The organism is Pseudomonas sp. Z5-35, assembly GCF_051131945.1.
Lineage (GTDB): Bacteria > Pseudomonadota > Gammaproteobacteria > Pseudomonadales > Pseudomonadaceae > Aquipseudomonas > Aquipseudomonas marvdashtae.
Map to the genome: position 1 here is coordinate 1,784,693 of NZ_CP071640.1, position 20,877 is coordinate 1,805,569.

At 60.1% G+C, this 20,877-nt stretch carries 24 protein-coding genes; 23 read left to right on the forward strand and 1 reads right to left on the reverse strand.

The window, feature by feature from the left end; genetic code table 11:
• The first annotated feature begins 6 nt into the window (after positions 1-6).
• Complete coding sequence (locus J3P95_RS08425; protein ID WP_434562077.1) at positions 7-996, forward strand: S49 family peptidase; 990 nt, start codon at positions 7-9, stop codon at positions 994-996.
• A 53-nt stretch (positions 997-1,049) separates the two neighbouring features.
• Here J3P95_RS08425 and J3P95_RS08430 read toward each other — a convergent pair whose 3' ends face one another.
• Positions 1,050-1,628, reverse strand: a complete 579-nt coding sequence (locus J3P95_RS08430) for a Maf family protein (RefSeq protein ID WP_434562079.1) — start codon at positions 1,626-1,628, stop codon at positions 1,050-1,052.
• Between the two features lie 105 nt (positions 1,629-1,733).
• On the opposite strand from J3P95_RS08430, the gene J3P95_RS08435 reads away from it, so the two are divergent.
• From J3P95_RS08435 to araG, 22 genes are all read left to right on the forward strand, one after another.
• Positions 1,734-2,261, forward strand: coding sequence for a YceD family protein (locus J3P95_RS08435; RefSeq protein WP_014339505.1), 528 nt, complete (start codon positions 1,734-1,736; stop codon positions 2,259-2,261).
• A gap of 13 nt (positions 2,262-2,274) precedes the next feature.
• Entirely contained in the window at positions 2,275-2,457 is a 183-nt protein-coding gene (rpmF, locus tag J3P95_RS08440) for a 50S ribosomal protein L32 (RefSeq protein ID WP_003179396.1), read from the forward strand.
• 4 nt (positions 2,458-2,461) lie between these two features.
• Positions 2,462-3,472 (forward strand): phosphate acyltransferase PlsX, encoded by a 1,011-nt coding sequence (gene plsX, locus J3P95_RS08445; RefSeq protein WP_434562081.1) that lies wholly within the window; start codon positions 2,462-2,464, stop codon positions 3,470-3,472.
• Positions 3,473-3,595: 123 nt separating this feature from the next.
• Positions 3,596-4,534 (forward strand): ACP S-malonyltransferase, encoded by a 939-nt coding sequence (gene fabD, locus J3P95_RS08450; RefSeq protein ID WP_434577865.1) that lies wholly within the window; start codon positions 3,596-3,598, stop codon positions 4,532-4,534.
• Positions 4,535-4,549: 15 nt separating this feature from the next.
• Entirely contained in the window at positions 4,550-5,293 is a 744-nt protein-coding gene (gene fabG, locus J3P95_RS08455) for a 3-oxoacyl-ACP reductase FabG (RefSeq protein ID WP_434562085.1), read from the forward strand.
• A 191-nt stretch (positions 5,294-5,484) separates the two neighbouring features.
• On the forward strand, positions 5,485-5,721 hold the full coding sequence (gene acpP / locus J3P95_RS08460) for an acyl carrier protein (protein ID WP_003175607.1): 237 nt from the start codon (positions 5,485-5,487) through the stop codon (positions 5,719-5,721).
• Between the two features lie 108 nt (positions 5,722-5,829).
• Positions 5,830-7,074, forward strand: coding sequence for a beta-ketoacyl-ACP synthase II (gene fabF, locus J3P95_RS08465; protein ID WP_434562087.1), 1,245 nt, complete (start codon positions 5,830-5,832; stop codon positions 7,072-7,074).
• The gene (gene pabC, locus J3P95_RS08470; protein ID WP_434562089.1) at positions 7,074-7,889 is read left to right on the forward strand and encodes an aminodeoxychorismate lyase; all 816 of its coding nucleotides are present in this window, start codon (positions 7,074-7,076) and stop codon (positions 7,887-7,889) included. The genes fabF and pabC overlap by 1 nt, the downstream gene beginning before the upstream one ends.
• Before the next feature lie 3 nt (positions 7,890-7,892).
• Positions 7,893-9,053, forward strand: a complete 1,161-nt coding sequence (mltG, locus tag J3P95_RS08475) for an endolytic transglycosylase MltG (RefSeq protein WP_434562091.1) — start codon at positions 7,893-7,895, stop codon at positions 9,051-9,053.
• 20 nt (positions 9,054-9,073) lie between these two features.
• The gene (gene tmk / locus J3P95_RS08480) at positions 9,074-9,706 is read left to right on the forward strand and encodes a dTMP kinase (protein ID WP_434562093.1); all 633 of its coding nucleotides are present in this window, start codon (positions 9,074-9,076) and stop codon (positions 9,704-9,706) included.
• A complete protein-coding gene (locus tag J3P95_RS08485) occupies positions 9,699-10,685 on the forward strand; it encodes a DNA polymerase III subunit delta' (protein WP_434577862.1) in 987 nt (328 codons plus the stop codon). The genes tmk and J3P95_RS08485 overlap by 8 nt, the downstream gene beginning before the upstream one ends.
• A gap of 42 nt (positions 10,686-10,727) precedes the next feature.
• Positions 10,728-11,084: a PilZ domain-containing protein gene (locus J3P95_RS08490; RefSeq protein WP_186640799.1), complete on the forward strand. Its 357-nt coding sequence runs from the start codon at positions 10,728-10,730 to the stop codon at positions 11,082-11,084.
• An 11-nt stretch (positions 11,085-11,095) separates the two neighbouring features.
• Complete coding sequence (locus J3P95_RS08495; protein ID WP_434577859.1) at positions 11,096-11,890, forward strand: TatD family hydrolase; 795 nt, start codon at positions 11,096-11,098, stop codon at positions 11,888-11,890.
• 385 nt (positions 11,891-12,275) lie between these two features.
• Positions 12,276-12,914 (forward strand): TetR/AcrR family transcriptional regulator, encoded by a 639-nt coding sequence (locus tag J3P95_RS08500; protein WP_186611511.1) that lies wholly within the window; start codon positions 12,276-12,278, stop codon positions 12,912-12,914.
• A gap of 138 nt (positions 12,915-13,052) precedes the next feature.
• Positions 13,053-14,021: a GTP 3',8-cyclase MoaA gene (locus tag J3P95_RS08505; RefSeq protein WP_434577857.1), complete on the forward strand. Its 969-nt coding sequence runs from the start codon at positions 13,053-13,055 to the stop codon at positions 14,019-14,021.
• 105 nt (positions 14,022-14,126) lie between these two features.
• Positions 14,127-14,732 (forward strand): DUF4823 domain-containing protein, encoded by a 606-nt coding sequence (locus J3P95_RS08510; protein ID WP_434562101.1) that lies wholly within the window; start codon positions 14,127-14,129, stop codon positions 14,730-14,732.
• 15 nt (positions 14,733-14,747) lie between these two features.
• Positions 14,748-15,308 carry a DUF1285 domain-containing protein gene (locus J3P95_RS08515; RefSeq protein ID WP_434577855.1) on the forward strand — a complete coding sequence of 187 codons (561 nt, stop codon included), beginning with the start codon at positions 14,748-14,750 and terminating at the stop codon, positions 15,306-15,308.
• A gap of 92 nt (positions 15,309-15,400) precedes the next feature.
• A complete protein-coding gene (locus tag J3P95_RS08520; protein WP_434562105.1) occupies positions 15,401-16,147 on the forward strand; it encodes a FadR/GntR family transcriptional regulator in 747 nt (248 codons plus the stop codon).
• The gene (locus tag J3P95_RS08525) at positions 16,144-17,019 is read left to right on the forward strand and encodes an SMP-30/gluconolactonase/LRE family protein (protein WP_434562107.1); all 876 of its coding nucleotides are present in this window, start codon (positions 16,144-16,146) and stop codon (positions 17,017-17,019) included. Before J3P95_RS08520 ends, J3P95_RS08525 begins: the two co-directional genes overlap by 4 nt.
• 235 nt (positions 17,020-17,254) lie before the next feature.
• Positions 17,255-18,073: an SDR family oxidoreductase gene (locus J3P95_RS08530; RefSeq protein WP_434577853.1), complete on the forward strand. Its 819-nt coding sequence runs from the start codon at positions 17,255-17,257 to the stop codon at positions 18,071-18,073.
• Between the two features lie 175 nt (positions 18,074-18,248).
• The gene (locus tag J3P95_RS08535; RefSeq protein WP_434577851.1) at positions 18,249-19,253 is read left to right on the forward strand and encodes a substrate-binding domain-containing protein; all 1,005 of its coding nucleotides are present in this window, start codon (positions 18,249-18,251) and stop codon (positions 19,251-19,253) included.
• A gap of 75 nt (positions 19,254-19,328) precedes the next feature.
• Complete coding sequence (gene araG / locus J3P95_RS08540; RefSeq protein WP_434577849.1) at positions 19,329-20,873, forward strand: L-arabinose ABC transporter ATP-binding protein AraG; 1,545 nt, start codon at positions 19,329-19,331, stop codon at positions 20,871-20,873.
• Positions 20,874-20,877: the final 4 nt, after the last annotated feature.

A 20,877-nucleotide genomic window follows, 5' to 3' on the forward strand; every position in this document is an offset into this window, starting at 1 on the left:
GCATGCATGACGGATGAATGGAAGGCACCGGCCAAGGCAAACGCCGAGAACGGTGATGATAAAAGCTGGAAGCTGCTGGAAAAGACTCTGCTGGCCAGTGTCCAGGAGCAGCGCCGTTCGCGCCGCTGGGGCATTTTCTTCAAGCTGCTGACGTTTGTTTATCTTTTCGCCGCGCTCATGCTGTTCACACCGCTGATGAGCCTGGAGAAAAGCGCCGCGGGCGGTTCGGCGTATACCGCGCTGATCGACATCGAAGGCATGATCGCCGACAAGGAGCCCGCCAGCGCGGACAACATCGTCGGTAGCCTGCGGGCAGCGTTCGAGGATCCGAAGGTCAAGGGTGTGGTGCTGCGCATCAACAGTCCGGGCGGCAGTCCGGTACAGTCGGGTTATGTGTATGACGAGATCGTCCGGTTGCGCGCGTTGCATCCGAACATCAAGGTCTACGCGGTCATCGCCGATCTCGGTGCGTCCGGGGCCTATTACATTGCCAGTGCGGCAGACCAGATCTATGCCGACAAGGCGAGTCTGGTCGGTTCCATCGGTGTGACGGCGGCGGGTTATGGTTTTGTCGGGACCATGGAAAAGCTGGGTGTCGAGCGCCGGGTCTATACCTCGGGCGAGCATAAGTCGTTCCTTGATCCGTTTCAGCCGCGCAAGCCTGAAGAAACCGCGTTCTGGCAAGGCGTGCTGGACACGACTCACAAGCAGTTCATCGCTAGCGTCAAGAAAGGGCGGGGCGAACGCCTGAAGGACAAGGAGCATCCGGAGTTGTTTTCCGGGTTGGTCTGGTCCGGGGAGCAGGCGTTGCCGCTGGGCTTGATCGATGGCCTGGGCAGCGCGAGTTTCGTGGCTCGGGACGTGATCGGCGAGAAAGAGCTGGTGGATTTCACCATCGAAGAATCGCCGTTCGATCGCTTCTCGAAAAAACTGGGCGCAAGCATTGCCGAGCACCTGGCAATGTGGATGGGCTTCCAAGGCCCGGCGTTGCGCTGATTTTTTGAAAGGCTGCGCACCTGAAAGGCGATGCGGTCCCTGTGGCGAGGTATTCAGGGAATCTGCGCACCCTCGGCCAGCAACATATCCACCAGGCGAATCAACGGCAGTCCGATCAGGCTGGTGGCGTCCGGGCCCTCGGTGCTCTGAAACAGGCTCACGCCCAGTCCCTCGGCCTTGAAGCTACCCGCGCAGTCGTACGGCTGCTCCGCCCGCAAGTAGCGCTCAACGCGTGCCTGATCCAATGTCCGCATCGTCACGGTAAACGGAACGCAATCGACCTGGCAGTTGCCTGTCTGGCTGTTAAGCAGCGCCAGGCCCGTCAGGAACGTTACGCGGGCGCCGCTGGCGGCCAGTAGTTGTTCACGGGCGTTTTCGAAGGTGTGGGGCTTGCCCAGGATGCGCTCGTCGAGCACGGCGACCTGGTCTGATCCGATGATCAGGTGCGCCGGATGGCTGGCGGCTAGCGCCAAGGCTTTTTCCCGGGCCAGGCGTTTTACCAGTTCGAGCGCGGATTCATCGGCGTGGCGGCTTTCGTCGATGTCCGGTGAGCTGCAGACGAACGGCAGCCCCAGGCGGGCGAGCAATTCCCGGCGGTAGACCGAGCTTGAGGCAAGTAATAAAGGCAGCATGGGCGTCTCCAGGAGGCAGGAGCGAATTCTAGCGAGGCGCGCAAGTGACGGACAGGGCTGAATTTCCTTTGACATGGCCCGGTGCATCCCTATAATGCTGCGCCTATGTTGAATGACCCGATTCCACCTCACGTTGACCCGCGCAAATTGGCTGACCGTGGCACCACCCTTCAAGGTGAACTGCTGCTGGCCGATTTGAAGAGACTCTGCGACCCGCTTTCCGACAATGTCGGTACGGTCCAGGCCAAATTCGTTTTTGAACGAGATGAACGTAAATCTGTGGTCATCCACAGCTTTATCGACACTGAAGTCAAAATGGTTTGCCAGCGTTGTCTTGAGCTGGTCACCCTGCCGATCCATAGCGAATGCAGTTACGCCGTGGTGAAGGAGGGTGCGAATACCCAGTCGTTGCCGAAAGGTTATGACGTGCTGGAACTGGGCGAAGATCCATTGGATCTGCAGTCACTGATCGAGGAGGAGCTTCTGCTCGCCTTGCCCATTGTGCCTGCTCATCATCCGGAAGAATGCCAGCAGCCGGCGGGAGCAGATGAGCCCGAACCGAGCGAGGACGAGGTAACGCGGTCCAACCCGTTCAGTGTATTGGCGCAGTTAAAGCGTGACCCAAACGTTTAGGAGTTAATCAATTATGGCTGTTCAGCAGAACAAAAAATCCCGCTCTGCCCGTGACATGCGCCGTTCGCACGACGCTCTCGAGGCTAGCACCCTGTCTGTAGAAAAAACCACCGGTGAAGTTCACCTGCGTCACCACGTATCGCCAGAAGGCGTATACCGTGGCCGTAAAGTGATCGACAAGGGCGCTGACGAGTAATCACTTGTCCGCTCAAGTCATCGCGATTGACGCAATGGGCGGGGACTTCGGTCCCCGCAGCATTGTCCAGGCCAGCCTTGCTTGCCTGAATGCCACGCCCTCGCTACACCTGACCCTCGTCGGTCAACCCTCTCTCCTTGAAGAAATGCTCAGCGGCCAATCGGCTGTGGATCGCGCGCGCCTATCGATTGCGCCTGCGTCCGAAGTCATCACGATGGACGAAAAACCGGCCCAGGCTCTGCGTGGCAAGCCTGACGCTTCGATGCGGGTGGCCCTTGAGTTGTTGCGAGACGGTAAGGCCCAAGCGTGCGTCAGCGCGGGTAACACCGGTGCGCTGATGGCGCTGTCGCGCTACGTACTCAAGACCCTGCCGGGTATCGATCGCCCGGCGATGGTGGCTGCGATCCCGACCCAGCGCGGCTTCTGCCAGTTGCTGGACCTGGGCGCCAACGTCGATTGCAGCGCCGAGCACCTGTTGCAGTTCGCCGTGATGGGCTCGGTTGCGGCGCAGACCCTCGGCATCGCCCAACCTCGCGTGGCGCTGCTCAATATCGGCACCGAAGACATCAAGGGCAACCAGCAGGTCAAGCTGGCGGCGACGTTGTTGCAGGGCGCGCGCGGTATCAACTACATCGGTTTCATCGAGGGCGACGGCTTGTACCGTGGCGAGGCCGATGTGGTGGTTTGCGACGGCTTCGTCGGCAATATCCTGCTCAAGTCCAGTGAAGGCCTGGCAACCATGATCGGCCAGCGCATCGAGACGTTGTTCAAGCAGAGCCTGGCCTCGCGGATGGTTGGCGCCCTGGCGCTGCCGTTGATGCGGCGACTGCAGGCCGACCTGGCGCCGGCGCGGCACAACGGGGCGAGTTTCCTGGGGTTGCAGGGCATTGTCATCAAGAGCCATGGCTCGGCGGGCGTGCAGGGTTTTCAAAGCGCGATCAACAGGGCTGTGATCGAAATCCAGGAAAATCTGCCGGAACGGCTTCATGGCCGCCTCGGGGATTTGTTAACTTAGGCGTTTTCGTCCGACAATGCTTAAATGTGACCGGTCGGTTCAACCGGCCATCCAACTGTCAGTTTCCTAGCGCCCCCAGGGGCGTCAATTTTTGACGACAAGATCATTAGGGGCTTTGTTTTCATGTCTGCTTCCCTCGCATTCGTCTTTCCAGGACAGGGCTCGCAGTCCCTCGGCATGTTGGCCGAGTTGGGCGCGCAATACCCACTGGTCCTTGAAACATTCAAAGAAGCGTCCGATGCGCTCGGCTACGACTTGTGGGCACTGACCCAACAAGGGCCGGAAGAACAACTCAATCAAACCGATAAAACCCAGCCCGCCATTTTGACCGCCTCCGTTGCGCTGTGGCGCCTGTGGCTGGCCGAAGGCGGCCCACGCCCGGCGTTTGTCGCCGGTCACAGCCTGGGCGAATACAGCGCCCTGGTGGCCGCTGGCAGCTTGAGCCTGGGTGATGCGGTCAAGCTGGTAGAGCGTCGTGGCCAGCTGATGCAGGAAGCCGTTCCGGCCGGGAAGGGTGGCATGGCCGCGATCCTCGGCCTGGACGATGCCGATGTGCTGGCCGCCTGCGCTGAAGCGGCACAGGGCGAAGTAGTCAGTGCAGTGAACTTCAACTCCCCGGGCCAAGTGGTCATTGCTGGCGCCAAGGCGGCCGTCGAGCGCGCCATTGAAGGCTGCAAGGCCCGTGGCGCCAAGCGCGCCATGCCGCTGCCAGTCAGCGTGCCGTCGCACTGCGAGCTGATGCGCCCGGCCGCCGAGCGCTTTGCCGAATCCATCGCCGCGATCCAGTGGCAAGCGCCGCAGATTCCCGTTGTGCAAAACGTCAGCGCCGACGTGGCACCGGATCTCGAGACCCTCAAGCGCGATTTGCTGGAACAACTCTACAAGCCGGTTCGCTGGGTCGAAACGGTGCAGGCCCTGGCGGCAAAGGGCGCGACCGAACTGGTCGAGTGCGGGCCTGGCAAAGTGCTGGCTGGCCTGAACAAACGCTGCGCCGAAGGCGTATCGACTTCCAATCTCAATACCCCAGACGCTTTCGCTGCCGCTCGCGCAGCGCAAGCCTGAACAGGAGAAGCTTGCATGAGTCTGCAAGGTAAAGTTGCACTGGTGACCGGTGCAAGCCGTGGCATCGGCCAGGCCATTGCCCTGGAATTGGGTCGCCAAGGCGCCATCGTTGTTGGCACCGCGACTTCCGCTTCGGGTGCCGAGCGTATCGCCGCGACCCTGAAGGAAAACGCTATTCAGGGCACCGGCCTTGAACTGAACGTGACCAGCGACGAATCTGTCTCGGCGGTGTTGGCAAGCATTCAGGAACAGTTCGGTGCGCCGGCGATCCTGGTCAATAATGCTGGCATCACCCGCGATAACCTGATGATGCGCATGAAAGATGACGAATGGTTCGACGTTATCGATACCAACCTGAACAGCCTGTATCGGCTGTCCAAGGGCGTTTTGCGTGGCATGACCAAGGCCCGTTGGGGTCGGATTATCAGTATTGGTTCGGTGGTGGGTGCCATGGGCAACGCAGGCCAAGTAAACTATGCTGCAGCGAAGGCTGGCCTGGAAGGTTTCAGTCGTGCGCTGGCGCGTGAAGTGGGTTCGCGCTCGATTACGGTAAACTCGGTTGCACCGGGTTTCATCGACACCGACATGACCCGTGAACTGCCAGAAGCACAGCGTGAAGCCTTGTTGACGCAGATTCCGCTGGGTCGTCTGGGGCAAGCTCAAGAAATCGCGTCGGTGGTCGCTTTTCTTGCTTCGGACGGTGCGGCATACGTGACTGGGGCTACAATCCCGGTAAACGGCGGGATGTACATGAGTTAAATGTGACGGATTGCTTCAAAAAAATGTCATACGAGCTGTCTAAAATCCGTTATAAAGCTGCAATCTATTTATAGGCGGCGGGCCCCAGGGTTCGAGGAGTGAAGCTTTCGGTTGAAAAACTGAAAAGTCTTTCTATACACTTACCCACCGGCCAGCTGCCTGAATTTGTCCATTAGGAGTGAAAACAAGGTATGAGCACCATCGAAGAGCGCGTCAAGAAAATCGTTGCCGAGCAACTGGGCGTCAAAGAAGAAGAAGTTGTGAACACCGCTTCCTTCGTTGAAGACCTGGGTGCCGACTCCCTTGACACTGTTGAGCTGGTGATGGCTCTGGAAGAGGAATTCGAGACCGAGATTCCTGACGAAGAAGCTGAGAAGATCACTACTGTACAAGCTGCTATCGACTACGTTACCAGCCACCAGGCGTAATCGTTTTTAGTCGTCGCTAGCTGTCATGGAAAAACCGCACTGCCTTTACGGCGTGCGGTTTTTTCTTTAGGCCTGATGCAAAGTCGTCATTAGAAAAAGGAGAGTGCTGTGTCGCGTAGACGCGTCGTAGTCACCGGTATGGGTATGTTGTCGCCACTGGGCACGGATGTGCCGAGCAGCTGGCAGGGCATTCTGGCTGGCCGTAGTGGCATTGGTCTGATCGAACACACCGACCTTTCTGCCTATTCCACCCGTTTTGGCGGCTCGGTAAAGGACTTCAATGTCGAGGAATACCTGTCGGTCAAGGAAGCTCGCAAGCTTGACCTGTTCATTCAATACGGTCTGGCAGCCGGGTTCCAGGCGGTGCGTAACGCCGGCCTGGAAGTCACTGACGCCAACCGTGAACGCATCGGCGTGGCCATGGGATCGGGTATTGGCGGCTTGACCAATATCGAAGAAACCAGCCGCACGCTGCATGATTCGGGGCCGCGACGGATTTCTCCGTTTTTTGTGCCGGGCTCGATCATCAATATGATTTCCGGATTCCTGTCCATCCACTTGGGTGCACAGGGGCCGAACTACGCCATTGCCACCGCTTGCACCACGGGTACCCACTGCATCGGCATGGCCGCGCGCAACATCATGTATGACGAAGCCGACGTGATGATTGCTGGCGGCGCCGAGATGGCCGCCTGTGGCCTGGGCATGGGCGGTTTCGGCGCGTCCCGTGCGCTGTCGACCCGCAACGATGAGCCAGCCCGGGCCAGCCGGCCGTGGGACAAGGGCCGTGATGGCTTCGTGCTGTCGGACGGTGCCGGAGCGCTGGTTCTCGAAGAGCTGGAGCACGCCAAGGCGCGCGGCGCGACCATCTATGCCGAACTGATCGGGTTTGGCACCAGCGGCGATGCGTATCACATGACGTCGCCGCCGCCCGATGGTGCCGGTGCTGCCCGTTGCATCACCAACGCCCTGCGGGATGCGAAGCTCAACGGCGAACAGGTGCAGTACATCAACGCCCATGGCACTTCGACCCCGGCCGGCGACTTGGCCGAAGCCCAGGCGATCAAGACCGTGTTCGGCGACCACGCCTACAAGCTGGCTGTCAGCTCTACCAAGTCCATGACCGGTCACCTGCTGGGTGCAGCAGGGGCGGTGGAAGCGATCTTCAGCGTGCTGGCGATCAATAGCCAGGTGGCGCCGCCGACCATCAACCTCGATGAGCCGGACGAGGGTTGCGACCTGGACTTCGTGCCGCATACGGCCCGTAGCATGGACATCGATGTGGTGTTGTCCAACTCCTTCGGCTTCGGCGGAACCAACGGCTCGCTGGTGTTTCGCCGGTTCGCCGGTTGATGGAAAGCTGGGTCGACGGTCAGCCGGCTGACGCTCTGTCGCTGAAAGATCGCGGCCTGGCCTACGGTGATGGGTTTTTCGAAACCATCGCCGTGCGTGACGGCAAGCTCGTTTTGCTGGAACGCCATCTGCAACGCCTCGCGCTGGGGTGCCAACGGTTGGCAATCGGTGTCGATCAGGCGGTGTTGAACGCCGAACTGCGAGCCTATGCGCAGCAGCTTGGCGATGGCATCCTGAAACTGACCGTGACCCGCGGTGACAGCCTGCGGGGCTACGCCGCCAATCCTTTGGCCCAGGCCCGCCGCATCTTGCAGGGCAGCCCGCCGGCCGCCTATCCGCTGGCCCATGCCGAGCAAGGCATTCAACTGTTCCCCTGCGTTACACGCCTGTCCGAGCAACCGCTGCTCGCCGGCCTCAAACACCTCAATCGCCTTGAGCAAGTGCTGGCCCGCGCCGAGTGGAGCGACACCGAGCACGCCGAAGGCTTGATGCTGGATATGTCCGGGCGGGTGATCGAAGGCGTGTTCAGCAATCTATTTATGGTGCGCGACGGAGCGCTGATCACGGCGGACTTGAGCCGTTGTGGTGTCGCCGGGGTGATGCGTGGGCAATTATTGTTTCAAGCCGAGTCTCAAGGCATCGCCACGCAAATCACCGATATCAGCCTCGAACAGCTGCACCAGGCCGACGAAGTCTTTGTCTGCAACAGCGTGTATGGCGTGTGGCCGGTACGCGGATGCGGTTCGGCGCGCTGGTCGGTTGGCCCGCTCACCCGTAAACTGCAGTCCCTTGCCCGTGCGCTATTGGAAGCCTGATTCGTGAGACGTAAATTCTTGTTGCTGCTAGAGACCGGACTGGTTCTGGCGGGGCTGTTGTTGGGCGCTTCGGCCTGGAAAATTCATTCAGCTTTGCAGCAGCCTTTGAACATCGCCCAGGAAGAACTGCTCGACGTGCCCAACGGGACCACGCCAACCGGCACCTTCAATCGTCTCGAAGCTGATGGCCTGATAAAGGATGCTTTCTGGTTGCGGGTCTACTGGCGTTTCAATCTCGCCGGCCAGCCGTTGCATTCCGGTGAATACCGGATGACGCCGGGGATGACCATGGAAGGCCTGATCGGTGTTTGGAAGCGCGGCGAAGTGGTGCAGTACAGCGTGACGCTGGTAGAGGGTTGGAACTTCCGTCAGGTTCGCGCTGCGCTGGCCAAGGCTGAAAAGCTCGAGCAAACCGTTGCCGGCCTGAGCGACAGCCAGGTGATGGAGCGTCTTGGCCATTCCGGGGTATTTCCCGAGGGCCGGTTCTTTCCGGATACCTATCGATTCGTGCGCGGTACGTCGGACGTCGACCTGCTGAGAAAAGCCTACGATCGGCTGGAAGATGTGCTTGCCAAAGAGTGGGCGCAACGCGCTGCCGATGTGCCGTACACCCAGCCCTACCATGCATTGATCATGGCGTCCCTGATTGAAAAGGAAACCGGCGTGCCCCAGGAACGCGACCAGATTGCCGGGGTATTCGTGCGCCGCCTGCGCCTGGGCATGCTGTTGCAAACCGATCCCACCGTGATCTACGGCTTGGGGGAGCGCTACACCGGTAAGCTCACCCGGGCCCATTTGAAAGAACCGAATCCCTACAACACCTACCTCGTTCCAGGCTTGCCGCCAACGCCCATTGCGATGGTCGGGCGTGAGGCGATTCATGCGGCATTGAACCCGGCCGACGGCAACAGCCTTTACTTTGTCGCGCGCGGCGATGGCAGCCATGTCTTTTCCGATGACCTGGAAACGCACAATAACGCGGTGCGCGAATATCAGCTCAAGCGCCGTGCCGACTACCGCTCCAGCCCGGCTCCAGCTGCGCCGGAAGATTCAGCGCCGATTCCCGCCGCATCGCCTGATACCGCGCCCGAAGCCGTGCCTCAGGTGTCGCCGCAGGAACCTGCCCCTGAACCGAACGCCAGCGAGCCGCCGAGCCCGCAATGACACTGAATTAAGGATCGCCCGTGACTGGCTTGTTTATAACGCTGGAAGGCCCCGAAGGCGCCGGCAAGAGCACCAACCGCGAATACCTGGCCGAACGCCTGCGGGCATCGGGCGTCGAGGTCGTGTTGACTCGTGAGCCGGGCGGTACGCCGTTGGCCGAGCGGATTCGCGAGGTGCTGCTGGCACCTGCCGACGAAGTCATGAACGCCGATACGGAACTGCTGTTGGTGTTCGCAGCCCGGGCGCAGCACCTGGCGGAAGTGATTCGCCCGGCGCTGGCCCGTGGTGCCGTGGTGCTGTGTGATCGGTTTACCGATTCGACCTACGCCTACCAGGGCGGAGGCCGAGGCTTGTCACTTGAACGTATCGCTGCGCTGGAGTCTTTCGTCCAAGGCGACCTGCGGCCCGACCTGACCCTCGTTTTCGACCTGCCGGTGGAAATCGGCCTCGCACGCGCAAGTGCTCGCGGTCGCCTGGATCGCTTCGAGCTTGAAGGACAGGCGTTCTTCAATGCCGTGCGCAATGCTTTCCTGGGGCGCGCCAAGGCCGATCCTGCGCATTACCTGTTGATTGACGCCGCTCAGCCGTTGACGCAAGTCCAGCAGTCATTGGACAGCTTGCTGCCGCGTTTGCTGGAGCGTACCCGTGGCTGAAGCCTATCCCTGGCAGGACGGCCTCTGGCAACAGCTGGCCGGTCGTTCGCAACATGCCCATGCCTATCTGTTGCACGGCCCAGCCGGTATCGGCAAGCGAGCCCTTGCCGAGCGCTTGATGGCAAGCTTGTTGTGCCAGGCTCCGACGGCCTTGAACGCCTGCGGTGAATGCAAGTCGTGCATGCTGCTCAGGGCCGGCAGTCATCCTGACAACTATGTGTTGGAGCCGGAAGAGGCGGACAAGGCGATCAAGGTCGACCAGGTCCGTGACCTGGTCAGTTTCGTGGTCCAGACCGCGCAGATGGGCGGGCGCAAAGTGGTGTTGATCGAGCCGGTCGAGTCGATGAACATCAACGCCGCGAACGCACTGCTCAAGAGCCTCGAAGAGCCTTCCGGCGATACGGTGCTTTTGCTGGTCAGCCACCAGCCCAGCCGTTTGCTGCCGACCATCAAGAGCCGTTGCGTGCAGCAGGCCTGTCCGTTGCCCAGCGAGGCGATCAGCCTGCAGTGGCTGGGCCAGGCATTGCCCGGGAGCACCGATGAAGAACGTGTCGAACTGCTGACCCTGGCCGCCGGTTCACCGCTTGCCGCCGTCAGCCTCCAGGCCCAGGGTGTGCGGGAGCAGCGGGCGCTGGTGGTGGACGGCGTGAAGAAACTGCTCAAGCAGCAACAATCTCCGACGCAACTGGCCGAGGGGTGGAACGCCATTCCCTTGCTGCTGTTGTTTGATTGGTTCTGCGACTGGTCGAGCCTGGTCCTGCGTTATCAGCTCACCGATGACGAGGCAGGCCTGGGGCTGGCAGACATGCGCAAGGTGATCCACTACCTGGCGCAAAAAAGCAGCCAGGATAAAATCTTGAACATTCAGGACTGGATCCTTGCCCAACGTCAGAAGGTGCTGAGCAAGGCCAACCTCAACCGCGTGTTGCTGCTGGAGGCACTGTTGGTGCAATGGGCGAGTTTGCCTGGTCGTAACTGACAGAGAGCGCCTAGACTCAGCTCAATTGCAGCGGAGATCAGCATGAACGAACCTGTCAGTCCCGGGCCACGCAATGGGATCTTGTCCCTGACCATCAAGGACAAGTCAGTGCTTTACGCCGCCTACATGCCCTTCATCAAGAACGGCGGCCTGTTCATTCCCACCAACAAGAACTATCGCTTGGGCGATGAGGTGTTCATGCTGTTGAGCCTGATGGACGAACCGGAGAAAATCCCGGTGGCCGGCAAGGTGATCTGGATGACTCCCAAAGGCGCCCAGGGCAATCGGGCCGCTGGCGTCGGCGTGCAATTCAATGAAGGCGACAACTCCGCCCGCAGTCAGATCGAAACCCACCTGGCCGGAACCCTCAAATCCGACCGTCCTACCCATACGATGTAGCCTGGCCCCTTATGCTTGTAGACTCTCATTGCCACCTCGATCGCCTCGACCTTGCCGCCCATGGCGGCTCCCTGGACGCTGCGCTGGATGCCGCACGCCAACGGGGCGTCGGCCATTTCCTGTGCATTGGCGTCAGCGCCGACAATGCGGCCGACGTCAAAGTCCTGGCTGAACGTTACGAAGACGTCGATTGCTCAGTCGGTATCCACCCGCTGGATGTCCAGCCCGGTGCTGCGCCGGCCCTGGACTGGCTGCTGCGTGAGCTGGACCACCCCCGGGTGGTCGCCATTGGCGAGACCGGCCTCGACTATCACTACGAACCGGAGGCCGCCGACGTTCAGCAGGCTTCGTTCCGTCTACACCTGGAGGCTGCGCAACAGACGGGCAAGCCAGTGATCATTCATACCCGCGGTGCCAGGGCCGATACCCTGGCCCTGCTGCAAGAGGCGGCTTTGCCCCAGGCCGGTGTGCTGCATTGTTTCACAGAGGATTGGGACATGGCCAAGGCCGCGCTGGACATGGGTTATTACATTTCCCTGTCCGGGATTGTCACGTTCCGCAATGCCGATGCCCTGCGCGATGTTGCAAGCAAGGTGCCGGCCGATCGCTTGCTGGTGGAAACGGACTCGCCTTACCTGGCGCCGATACCGTATCGCGGCAAGCCGAACCTTCCGCAATACGTGCGGGAGGTGGCGGAGTTCCTGGCGATGTTGCGCGGCGAATCCTACGAGCGTTTCGCCCAGCAGACCACGGAGAATTTCAAGCGCCTGTTTCCATTGGCCCATGTCCGTTCGATACGGGCTTGAATCGCAGGCAAAAAAAACCCGGGTTCTGGGGGGTGAATCCGGGTTAAGACCATTAGGAGTAAAACAAAGGCACGCGGTCCGTTGGTACCTTTATCGGCGCGTCACTTGGGGGAGATGTCGCGCCGACAGTTCAAGTATTGATCACTATGGCGACGCGTCCAGTTTAGCCGCGGTGGTTTTTAAACAAATTTGGAATACGTTCGCTTCGGATAAGTTCTCACTGCCATCCAAGCGTGCCGTTACGGTGCGGGTGGTGGCGTACAGGGGGAGTCGGGTCCGCACGGTTTTTAGAAGAACTGCCGCCGAGAGCGGATGATCCGTGCATTTTTGCGTAAGTTAGGCATAATACCCGGCTTCGAATTTTGACCCTTCAGACCTTTTTCTTATGCATAAAGAACCCCGTAAGGTCCGTGAGTTTCGTCGCCGCGAGCAGGAAATTCTCGACACCGCGCTCAAGTTGTTCCTCGACCAAGGCGAAGACAGCGTCACCGTCGAGATGATTGCGGATGCCGTGGGTATCGGCAAAGGCACGATCTACAAACACTTCAAATCCAAGGCAGAGATTTACCTGCGCTTGATGCTCGATTACGAGCGCGATTTGAACGAGCTGCTGCATTCAGCCGATGTGGACAAAGACAAGGAAGCCCTGTCCCGGGCCTACTTCGAGTTCCGCATGCGCGACCCGCAGCGTTACCGCTTGTTCGACCGCCTCGAAGAGAAAGTGGTCAAGGGTAACCAGGTGCCAGAGATGGTTGAGGAGCTGCACAAGATCCGTGCCTCGAACTTCGAACGCCTGACCTTGCTGATCAAGGGCCGAATCAGCGAAGGCAAGCTCGAAGACGTGCCGCCTTATTTCCACTATTGCGCTGCCTGGGCATTGGTGCACGGCGCGGTGGCGCTGTATCACTCGCCGTTCTGGAGCAATGTGTTGGAAGATCAGGAAGGCTTCTTCCAGTTTCTGATGGATATCGGCGTGCGCATGGGCAACAAGCGCAAGCGCGATACGGATACACCGAGCAGTTGAGGCATCCAGCTGCTTAATTGCGCCATGTCCGCTTACATGGCGCGGCGCCCCAGGAATATACTCGGGCTGGGGTCTTGCGGAAATTTGATTTGTAAGTCAAGTTTTGCGGGCCCGATTTTTCTTTCGCCGGAGTGATCCATGATCGTTGACCGTCAAGGCAGGCGTTTTCGCAATTTGCGGATCAGCCTGACTTCAGCCTGCAATTACGCCTGTACCTACTGCGTGCCTGATGGCAAGCGGCTGGTGGCTGCGCAGGATGAGCTGTCGGCCGAGGCGATGGCGCGGGGCGTGGCTTACCTGATCGAAGCTGCCGGTATCGAGCGGTTGCGCATCACCGGGGGCGAGCCGCTGGTCAGTCCCAAGCTTGAGCGCTTCATGACGGCGGTCGGGCAGATGGGGCTGGACGACATCAGCCTGACCACCAACGGCCAACTGCTGGCAAAAAAACTGCCTTTGCTGGTGGGTGCCGGCATCCGCCGTATCAACGTTTCCCTCGACACCCTGGATGCTGGCGCGTTTCGCAGCATCGCCCGGGGTGGCGACCTGGCGACCGTGCTGGACGGCATGGAGCAAGCCCGGGCGGCGGGAATGAAAATCAAGGTCAACATGGTGCCGTTGCGCGGGCAGAACCTCGATCAGGTGATGCCGTTGCTGGAGTACTGCCTTGAGCGCGGCTATGAGTTGCGTTTCATCGAGCTGATGCGCATGGGCCACTTGGCCAAGGACTCGAATGCATTCCTCCAGCAGTTCGTCAGCCTCCAGCAACTGCTGAGCCTGATTGGCGACCAATACGAATACCTGCAGGCCGATGCGCCGGTGGATGCCACCGCAGTGCGTTATGAGATTCCGGGGCTGGGGCACTTCGGCGTGATCGCCAACGAAAGCGTGCCGTTCTGCCGTACCTGTTCGCGGCTGCGGCTGTCTTCGACGGGTTGGTTGCACGGCTGCCTGTCGTCGAGCAATCGTCATTTTGTCGGCGATCTGCTGGACAAACCCCGCCATCAGGCGCTGCCGGCGCTGCAGCGCTTGCTGGTCAAGGCGCTGGGAGACAAGCAGGAAGTGGCATTCTCCGGCGGTGCAACCATCATGAAAATCATCGGCGGCTGATCGGGGATTTCCGAGGCAATAAATCCAACCATCCTGCGAGCTGGCGCAAAATCTGCATCCCGTGGCCATTCGCCGGTTTTCCGTCACCGGTCTTTGGAGGGTAGGATGCGTAGCCTGTTTTTGCTGCTGGCCGTTTTGGCGCTGGGTGGCTGCATGAATGTCAGCGACATGGGGGAGGGTGTTCGTTATCACATGAGCGATGCCGGCCTGTTAGACCATAGCGACAGTCGTCGTGTGAACAACCTGCGCATCCAGCCGGATTCCTTTATCTATATCGCCCAGGGGGCCTTCGCTCCGCCAGGCAGCGCCTATCCACGTCCCAACGTCGTGGCTGAAGAAGCCTTCAACGGTTTCGTTGAATATTTCCCCATGGTTCGTCGCGCCCGGGTCCCCGAAGGGCTTGACCAGGCTATGGGCGAAGCGCGTGCCGCCGGCGCCCATTATTTGCTGTATACCCGATTCGCCAAGGCGGACAACCGCATCGGCACTACCGACGAATGGCTGGATGAAGAGGCTGTGGATCGCCTCGGCGTCGATACCAGCGTGATTCAGATCATGTTGATCGAGACCAGTACCCAGTATTTGATTGATACTGCACGTATCAAGAGCCGTGGCGGTTTGCTGACGTTGCACGACAAGCAGCCACAAGACCTCATCGCCGCGCCCTTGCGTGAGTATGCCCGCAGCCTGCTGGGGATGAGCGACGAATAAACAGAAGGAGTCACCATGAGCGGACCGCAAAAAGCCAATGACCTGTTGGGACAGATTCCCAAGACCAAAGGCTTGCCGCCGGTCCACTTGTGGAACCCCGACTTCTGCGGCGACATCGACATGCGCATCGCCCGTGACGGCACTTGGTACTACCTGGGGACGCCCATTGGACGCAAGCCGATGGTCAAGCTGTTCTCCACCATCATTCGCCGCGACGGCGATGATTACTTCCTGATCACTCCCGTGGAAAAAGTCGGCATCAAGGTGGACGACGCCCCATTCGTGGCTGTGACCCTGGAGGTCGAGGGGCGGGGAGAAGGGCAGTTGTTGCGCTTTACTACTAATGTCGATGAAGCCATCGAAGCTGGATCCGAACATCCGATGCGAGTGGTGATCGATCCCCAGACCCAGGAGCCCGCTCCGTACATCCATGTGCGCAGCAACCTGGAAGCGCTGATTCACCGCAACGTCTTCTATCAGTTGGTCGAGCTGGCGGTCAGCCGCGAGATCGACGGCCAGCGGTGGTTGGGCGTCTGGAGCGGCGGCGTGTTCTTTCCCATAGGCCTCGAACCCTGATCCTCAACCTTGGGAGGGCAAAAATTCAAATTGACACTCAATCATATGATGATTAGCGTGGGCGCCTGATAAGAAAAGCCCACGGGGTGTTCATGTCCAGCAGTTTTCATGCGTCGACCGTCGATTGGCTGGGTGGCTGGATTGCCGCTGGCCAGGTCAAGCCTGGGCAAACCATCAAGGTCGAGGCCGACTTGGGCGAGCAGTTGGGCGTCAGTCGCACGGTCATTCGTGAGGCCATCAAGACCTTGGTCGCCAAGGGCATGCTGGAAGTGGGGCCGAAAGTCGGCACGCGGGTATTGCCGGTGCGCCGTTGGAATCTGTTCGATCCCCAAGTAGTAGGCTGGCTGTCACGCAGTGGCCTGCCGGAAAATTTCGTCGACGATCTGTTGGACCTGCGCCGCACCATCGAACCCATGGCGGTGCGCTGGGCCTGCGAACGGGCGACGGCCGATCAGGTGCAGGCGATCCGCTTGGCCTATCATGCGCTGGAACGGGCGGTGGACAGTGGCGCTGATTACAACCGCGCCGATCAGTTCTTTCATGAGTGCATTCTGGCCGCCAGCCACAATCAATTCATCGAACAGATGGTCCCTGCATTGGGCGCGCTGCTGGCGGTCTCGTTCGAGGTATCGGCTGCCGATCCGGACGAACTGCGCCGCACCTTGCCGATCCACAAGGAGATCGCCGACGCCATCGCCGCCCGTGACGCGGCGCGAGGCGTCTGGGCCTGCATGACCTTGATCGATAATGCAGACTTGGCCATCAAGCGTTTTTACCCTGATGTCATGGCCGGTCGAACTGACAACGCCGGGAAAGCCGGGAACGGGAGGTTTCAATGAGGTGGACGGCGCTCACGGAGCATCGGGCAAAATTGGGCGAAGGGCCATTCTGGGATGAGCCGACCCAGGCGCTTTATTGGGTTGATATCGCCGGCAAGCAAGCGCTGCGCCTGATCGGCGCGAACGTACAGATCTGGCAGATGCCCGAGCACGTTTCCGCCTTCATCCCGACCCAGAGCGGCGATGCGTTGGTGACGTTGAGCAGTGGTGTCTATCGGCTGGACCTGGATTCGCCTGGGCTGGAACCACGCCTGAAGCTGTTGTGCATGGCCGATCCCCAGCCAGGCAACCGCGCCAATGAAGCCCGTTGTGATTCGCTGGGCCAGCTCTGGCTGGGCACCATGCAGAACAACATTGGTGAAAATGGCGAAGACCTGCCCATTGAGCGGCGTTCCGGCGGCTTGTTCCGTGTCGGAGTCGATGGTCGGGTAATGCCGCTGCTGCGCGGGCTGGGCATCCCCAACACATTGCTGTGGAGTCCTGACGGCACGACGGTTTATTTCGGCGAAAGCATGGACGGGACGCTGTACCGGCACTTCATCTACCCCGATGGCAAGCTGGCGCCCGCTGAAGTCTGGTTCGGGCCCCATTCCCGTGGCGGGCCGGACGGTTCGGCGATGGATGCGCAAGGGTACGTCTGGAACGCCCGCTGGGATGGCAGTTGCCTGCTGCGGTTGCACCCGGACGGCTACGTCGATCGGGTGATCGAGTTGCCCGTCAGTCGCCCCACCAGCTGCGTATTTGGTGGTAAAGACCTCAAGACGTTGTACATCACCAGCGCGCAAAGCCCTGTAGGCCATCCGCTTGACGGTGCGGTGCTGTCGATGCGAGTGGACGTGCCGGGAGTGGCTTGCACAAGGTTTGCCGGATAGATCCCAAAATATGGGATGTAAATATATATATTGAGATTATTTGGCGGTCGGGTTTATAGTCGGCTCCATCAGCAATACGCACTCACACTTAAAAAAACAAAAGGTGAAGCGATGCATCGAGTTCCCCCCGGACGCCCCAGCGGCGTTCGCCAGCTACTCATCGCCCTGCAGTTTCCTGACCGGTCACCCGTGGTTGCCCGGTTTTTCTCGTGCCTTACCACGGGAGCCCACGTCCATGGCTGAAGCGCTTTGCTTGCCACCGGTGCCGAAGCCGCCGCAGGGCGAACGGTTGAAAGGCAAGGTCGTGCTGCTGACCGGCGCTGCCCAAGGCATTGGCGAGGCGATCGTTGCTGCGTTTGCTTCACAACAGGCGCGGCTGGTGATCAGCGACATCCAGGCGGAAAAAGTCGAGGCCGTCGCCGCCCATTGGCGTGGCCAGGGCGCGGACGTGCAGGCGCTCAGAGTCGACGTTTCGAACCAGCAGGATCTGCACGCCTTGGCCCGTCGCGCCGTTGAACTGCACGGTCGCATCGACGTGCTGGTGAATTGCGCCGGGGTCAATGTGTTTCGCGACCCCTTGGAAATGACCGAGGAAGACTGGCGCCGCTGCTTTGCCATAGATTTGGATGGCGCTTGGTACGGTTGCAAGGCGGTGCTGCCACAAATGATCGAGCAAGCCGTGGGCAGCATTATCAACATCGCGTCGACCCATTCGTCCCACATCATTCCCGGTTGCTTTCCATACCCGGTGGCCAAGCACGGCCTGCTCGGTCTTACCCGCGCCCTGGGCATCGAGTACGCGCCCAAGGGTGTCCGTGTGAATGCCATTGCGCCGGGCTACATCGAGACTCAATTGAATGTCGATTACTGGAACGGTTTCGCCGATCCCCATGCCGAACGCCAGCGTGCACTGGATCTGCACCCGCCTCGGCGCATCGGCCAGCCACTCGAAGTGGCAATGACGGCGGTGTTCCTGGCCAGTGACGAAGCCCCTTTTATCAATGCTTCATGCATCACCATCGATGGTGGACGTTCGGTCATGTACCACGACTGAATATTCTTGGGTTGCGGTGGGAAACTTCGCCTGTAATCCAATCATCATACGATATGACTATTTAGACCTATGCTGTGCAGTAACACGATTTGACCGGCCAGCCTGCGCATTTCCACCAACGTGGAGCAGATCCCTGGACGTTTTGGCTTTCAATAAAAAAAACAAGGAGTCAGCTATGAAACATCGTCGTGGGATCCGTTCCCTGTGTCGTGCCGCCCTGGCGGTTACCGCGTTCAGTCTCAGCAGCCATCTGCTGGCGGCCGATGCGGTAAAAATTGGTTTCCTGGTCAAGCAGGCCGAGGAGCCCTGGTTCCAGACCGAATGGGCGTTCGCCGAGAAGGCGGCCAAGGACAAAGGCTTCCAGTTGATCAAGATCGCCGTGCCTGACGGCGAGAAAACCCTTTCAGCCATCGACAGCCTCGCCGCCAACGGCGCCAAGGGCTTCGTCATCTGCCCGCCAGACGTGTCCCTCGGCCCGGCCATCATGGCCAAGGCCAAGCTCAACGATCTGAAGGTGATTGCCGTCGATGACCGTTTCGTCGACGCCAACGGCAAATTCATGGAAGACGTGCCGTACCTGGGCATGGCTGCGTTCGAGGTGGGCCAGAAGCAAGGCGCCGCGATGGCCGCCGAAGCGAAAAAACGCAACTGGGATTGGAAGGACACCTACGCGGTGATCAACACCTTCAACGAGCTGGACACCGGCAAGAAGCGCACCGACGGTTCGGTCGATGCCCTGAAGAAAGCCGGGATGCCGGAAGACCATATCCTTTATTCCGCGCTGAAGACCCTCGACGTTCCCGGCAGCATGGACTCCACCAACTCGGCACTGGTGAAGCTGCCAAGCGCTGCGAAAAACCTGATCATCGGCGGCATGAACGACAACACCGTGCTGGGCGGCGTGCGCGCCACCGAAGCGGCTGGGTTCAAGGCAGCCAACGTGATCGGTATCGGCATCAACGGCACCGACGCCATCGGCGAATTGAAAAAGCCTGACAGCGGCTTCTTCGGTTCGATGCTGCCAAGCCCGCACATCGAAGGCTACAAGACCGCCGAAATGATGTACGAGTGGATCACCACCGGCAAGGAGCCGCCGAAGTACACCGCCATGGACGAGGTGACGCTGATCACCCGGGAGAACTTCAAGCAGGAGCTGGAAAAAATCGGCCTGTGGAACTGATGGCTGGTTGATTCAAAAGCGGCTCTGGTCACAGGCGTGACCAGGCCGCTTGATCTCTGTAAGTTCGAGGTGGTTATGCAAGCGCAAACAGCGACACGGCAACACAACATCGGCGGCAGCTTGCGGTTCAACGGGATCGGCAAGTCCTTCCCTGGCGTGCAGGCGCTGGCCAATATCAGTTTCGTCGCCCATCCGGGGCAGGTTCATGCCTTGATGGGCGAAAATGGCGCGGGCAAATCCACGCTGCTCAAGATCCTCGGTGGCGCCTACATTCCGAGCAGCGGCGACTTGCAGATCGGCGAACAGACGATGGCCTTCAAAGGCACCGCCGACAGCATCGCCAGCGGTGTGGCGGTGATTCACCAGGAACTGCACCTGGTGCCGGAAATGACCGTCGCCGAAAACCTGTTCCTTGGTCACCTGCCGGCGCGTTTCGGCCTGGTCAATCGCGGTGTGCTGCGCCAGCAGGCGTTGACGCTGCTCAAAGGCCTGGCCGACGAAATCGACCCCCAGGAAAAAGTCGGGCGCCTGTCCCTCGGCCAGCGCCAATTGGTAGAAATCGCCAAGGCCTTGTCCCGTGGCGCCCATGTCATTGCTTTCGACGAACCGACCAGCAGCCTCTCGGCCCGGGAAATCGACCGTTTGATGGCGATCATCGCCCGCCTGCGGGACGAGGGCAAAGTGGTGCTGTACGTCAGCCACCGCATGGAAGAAGTGTTCCGCATCTGTAACGCGGTGACGGTCTTCAAGGACGGTCGTTACGTCCGGACTTTTGAAGACATGAGCGAATTGACCCACGATCAACTCGTCACCTGCATGGTCGGTCGCGATATCCAGGACATCTATGACTACCGCCCGCGGGAGCGCGGCGCTGTGGCGCTGCAAGTGAAGGGCCTGTTGGGGCCGGGCTTGCGCGAACCGGTGAGTTTCGAGGTGCACAAGGGCGAAATCCTCGGCTTGTTCGGGCTGGTCGGTGCCGGGCGTACCGAGCTGTTTCGCTTGCTCAGTGGCCTGGAGCGCCAGAGCGAGGGAAGCCTCGTCCTGCACGACAAGGAACTGAAGCTGCGTTCGCCACGGGATGCCATCGCCGCTGGCGTGCTGCTCTGCCCGGAGGACCGCAAGAAGGAAGGCATCATTCCGTTGGGCAGCGTGGGCGAGAACATCAACATCAGCGCGCGTCCGTCCCACTCGACGCTCGGTTGCCTGTTGCGTGGCGATTGGGAGCGGGGCAACGCCGACAAGCAGATCAAGGCGCTAAAGGTGAAGACCCCGTCGGCGAGCCAGAAAATCATGTACCTGTCCGGCGGCAACCAGCAGAAGGCGATCCTCGGACGCTGGCTGTCCATGCCGATGAAAGTCTTGCTGCTGGACGAGCCGACACGCGGCATCGACATCGGCGCCAAGGCCGAGATCTACCAGATCATCCACAACCTGGCGGCCGATGGCATCGCGGTGATTGTGGTGTCCAGCGACCTGATGGAAGTGATGGGCATTTCCGACCGGATCCTGGTGTTGTGCGAAGGGGCCATGCGCGGCGAGTTGCCACGTGACCAGGCCAACGAATCCAACCTGCTGCAACTGGCGCTGCCGCGCCAACGCGTTGCCGACGCGGCGAACTGAGAGG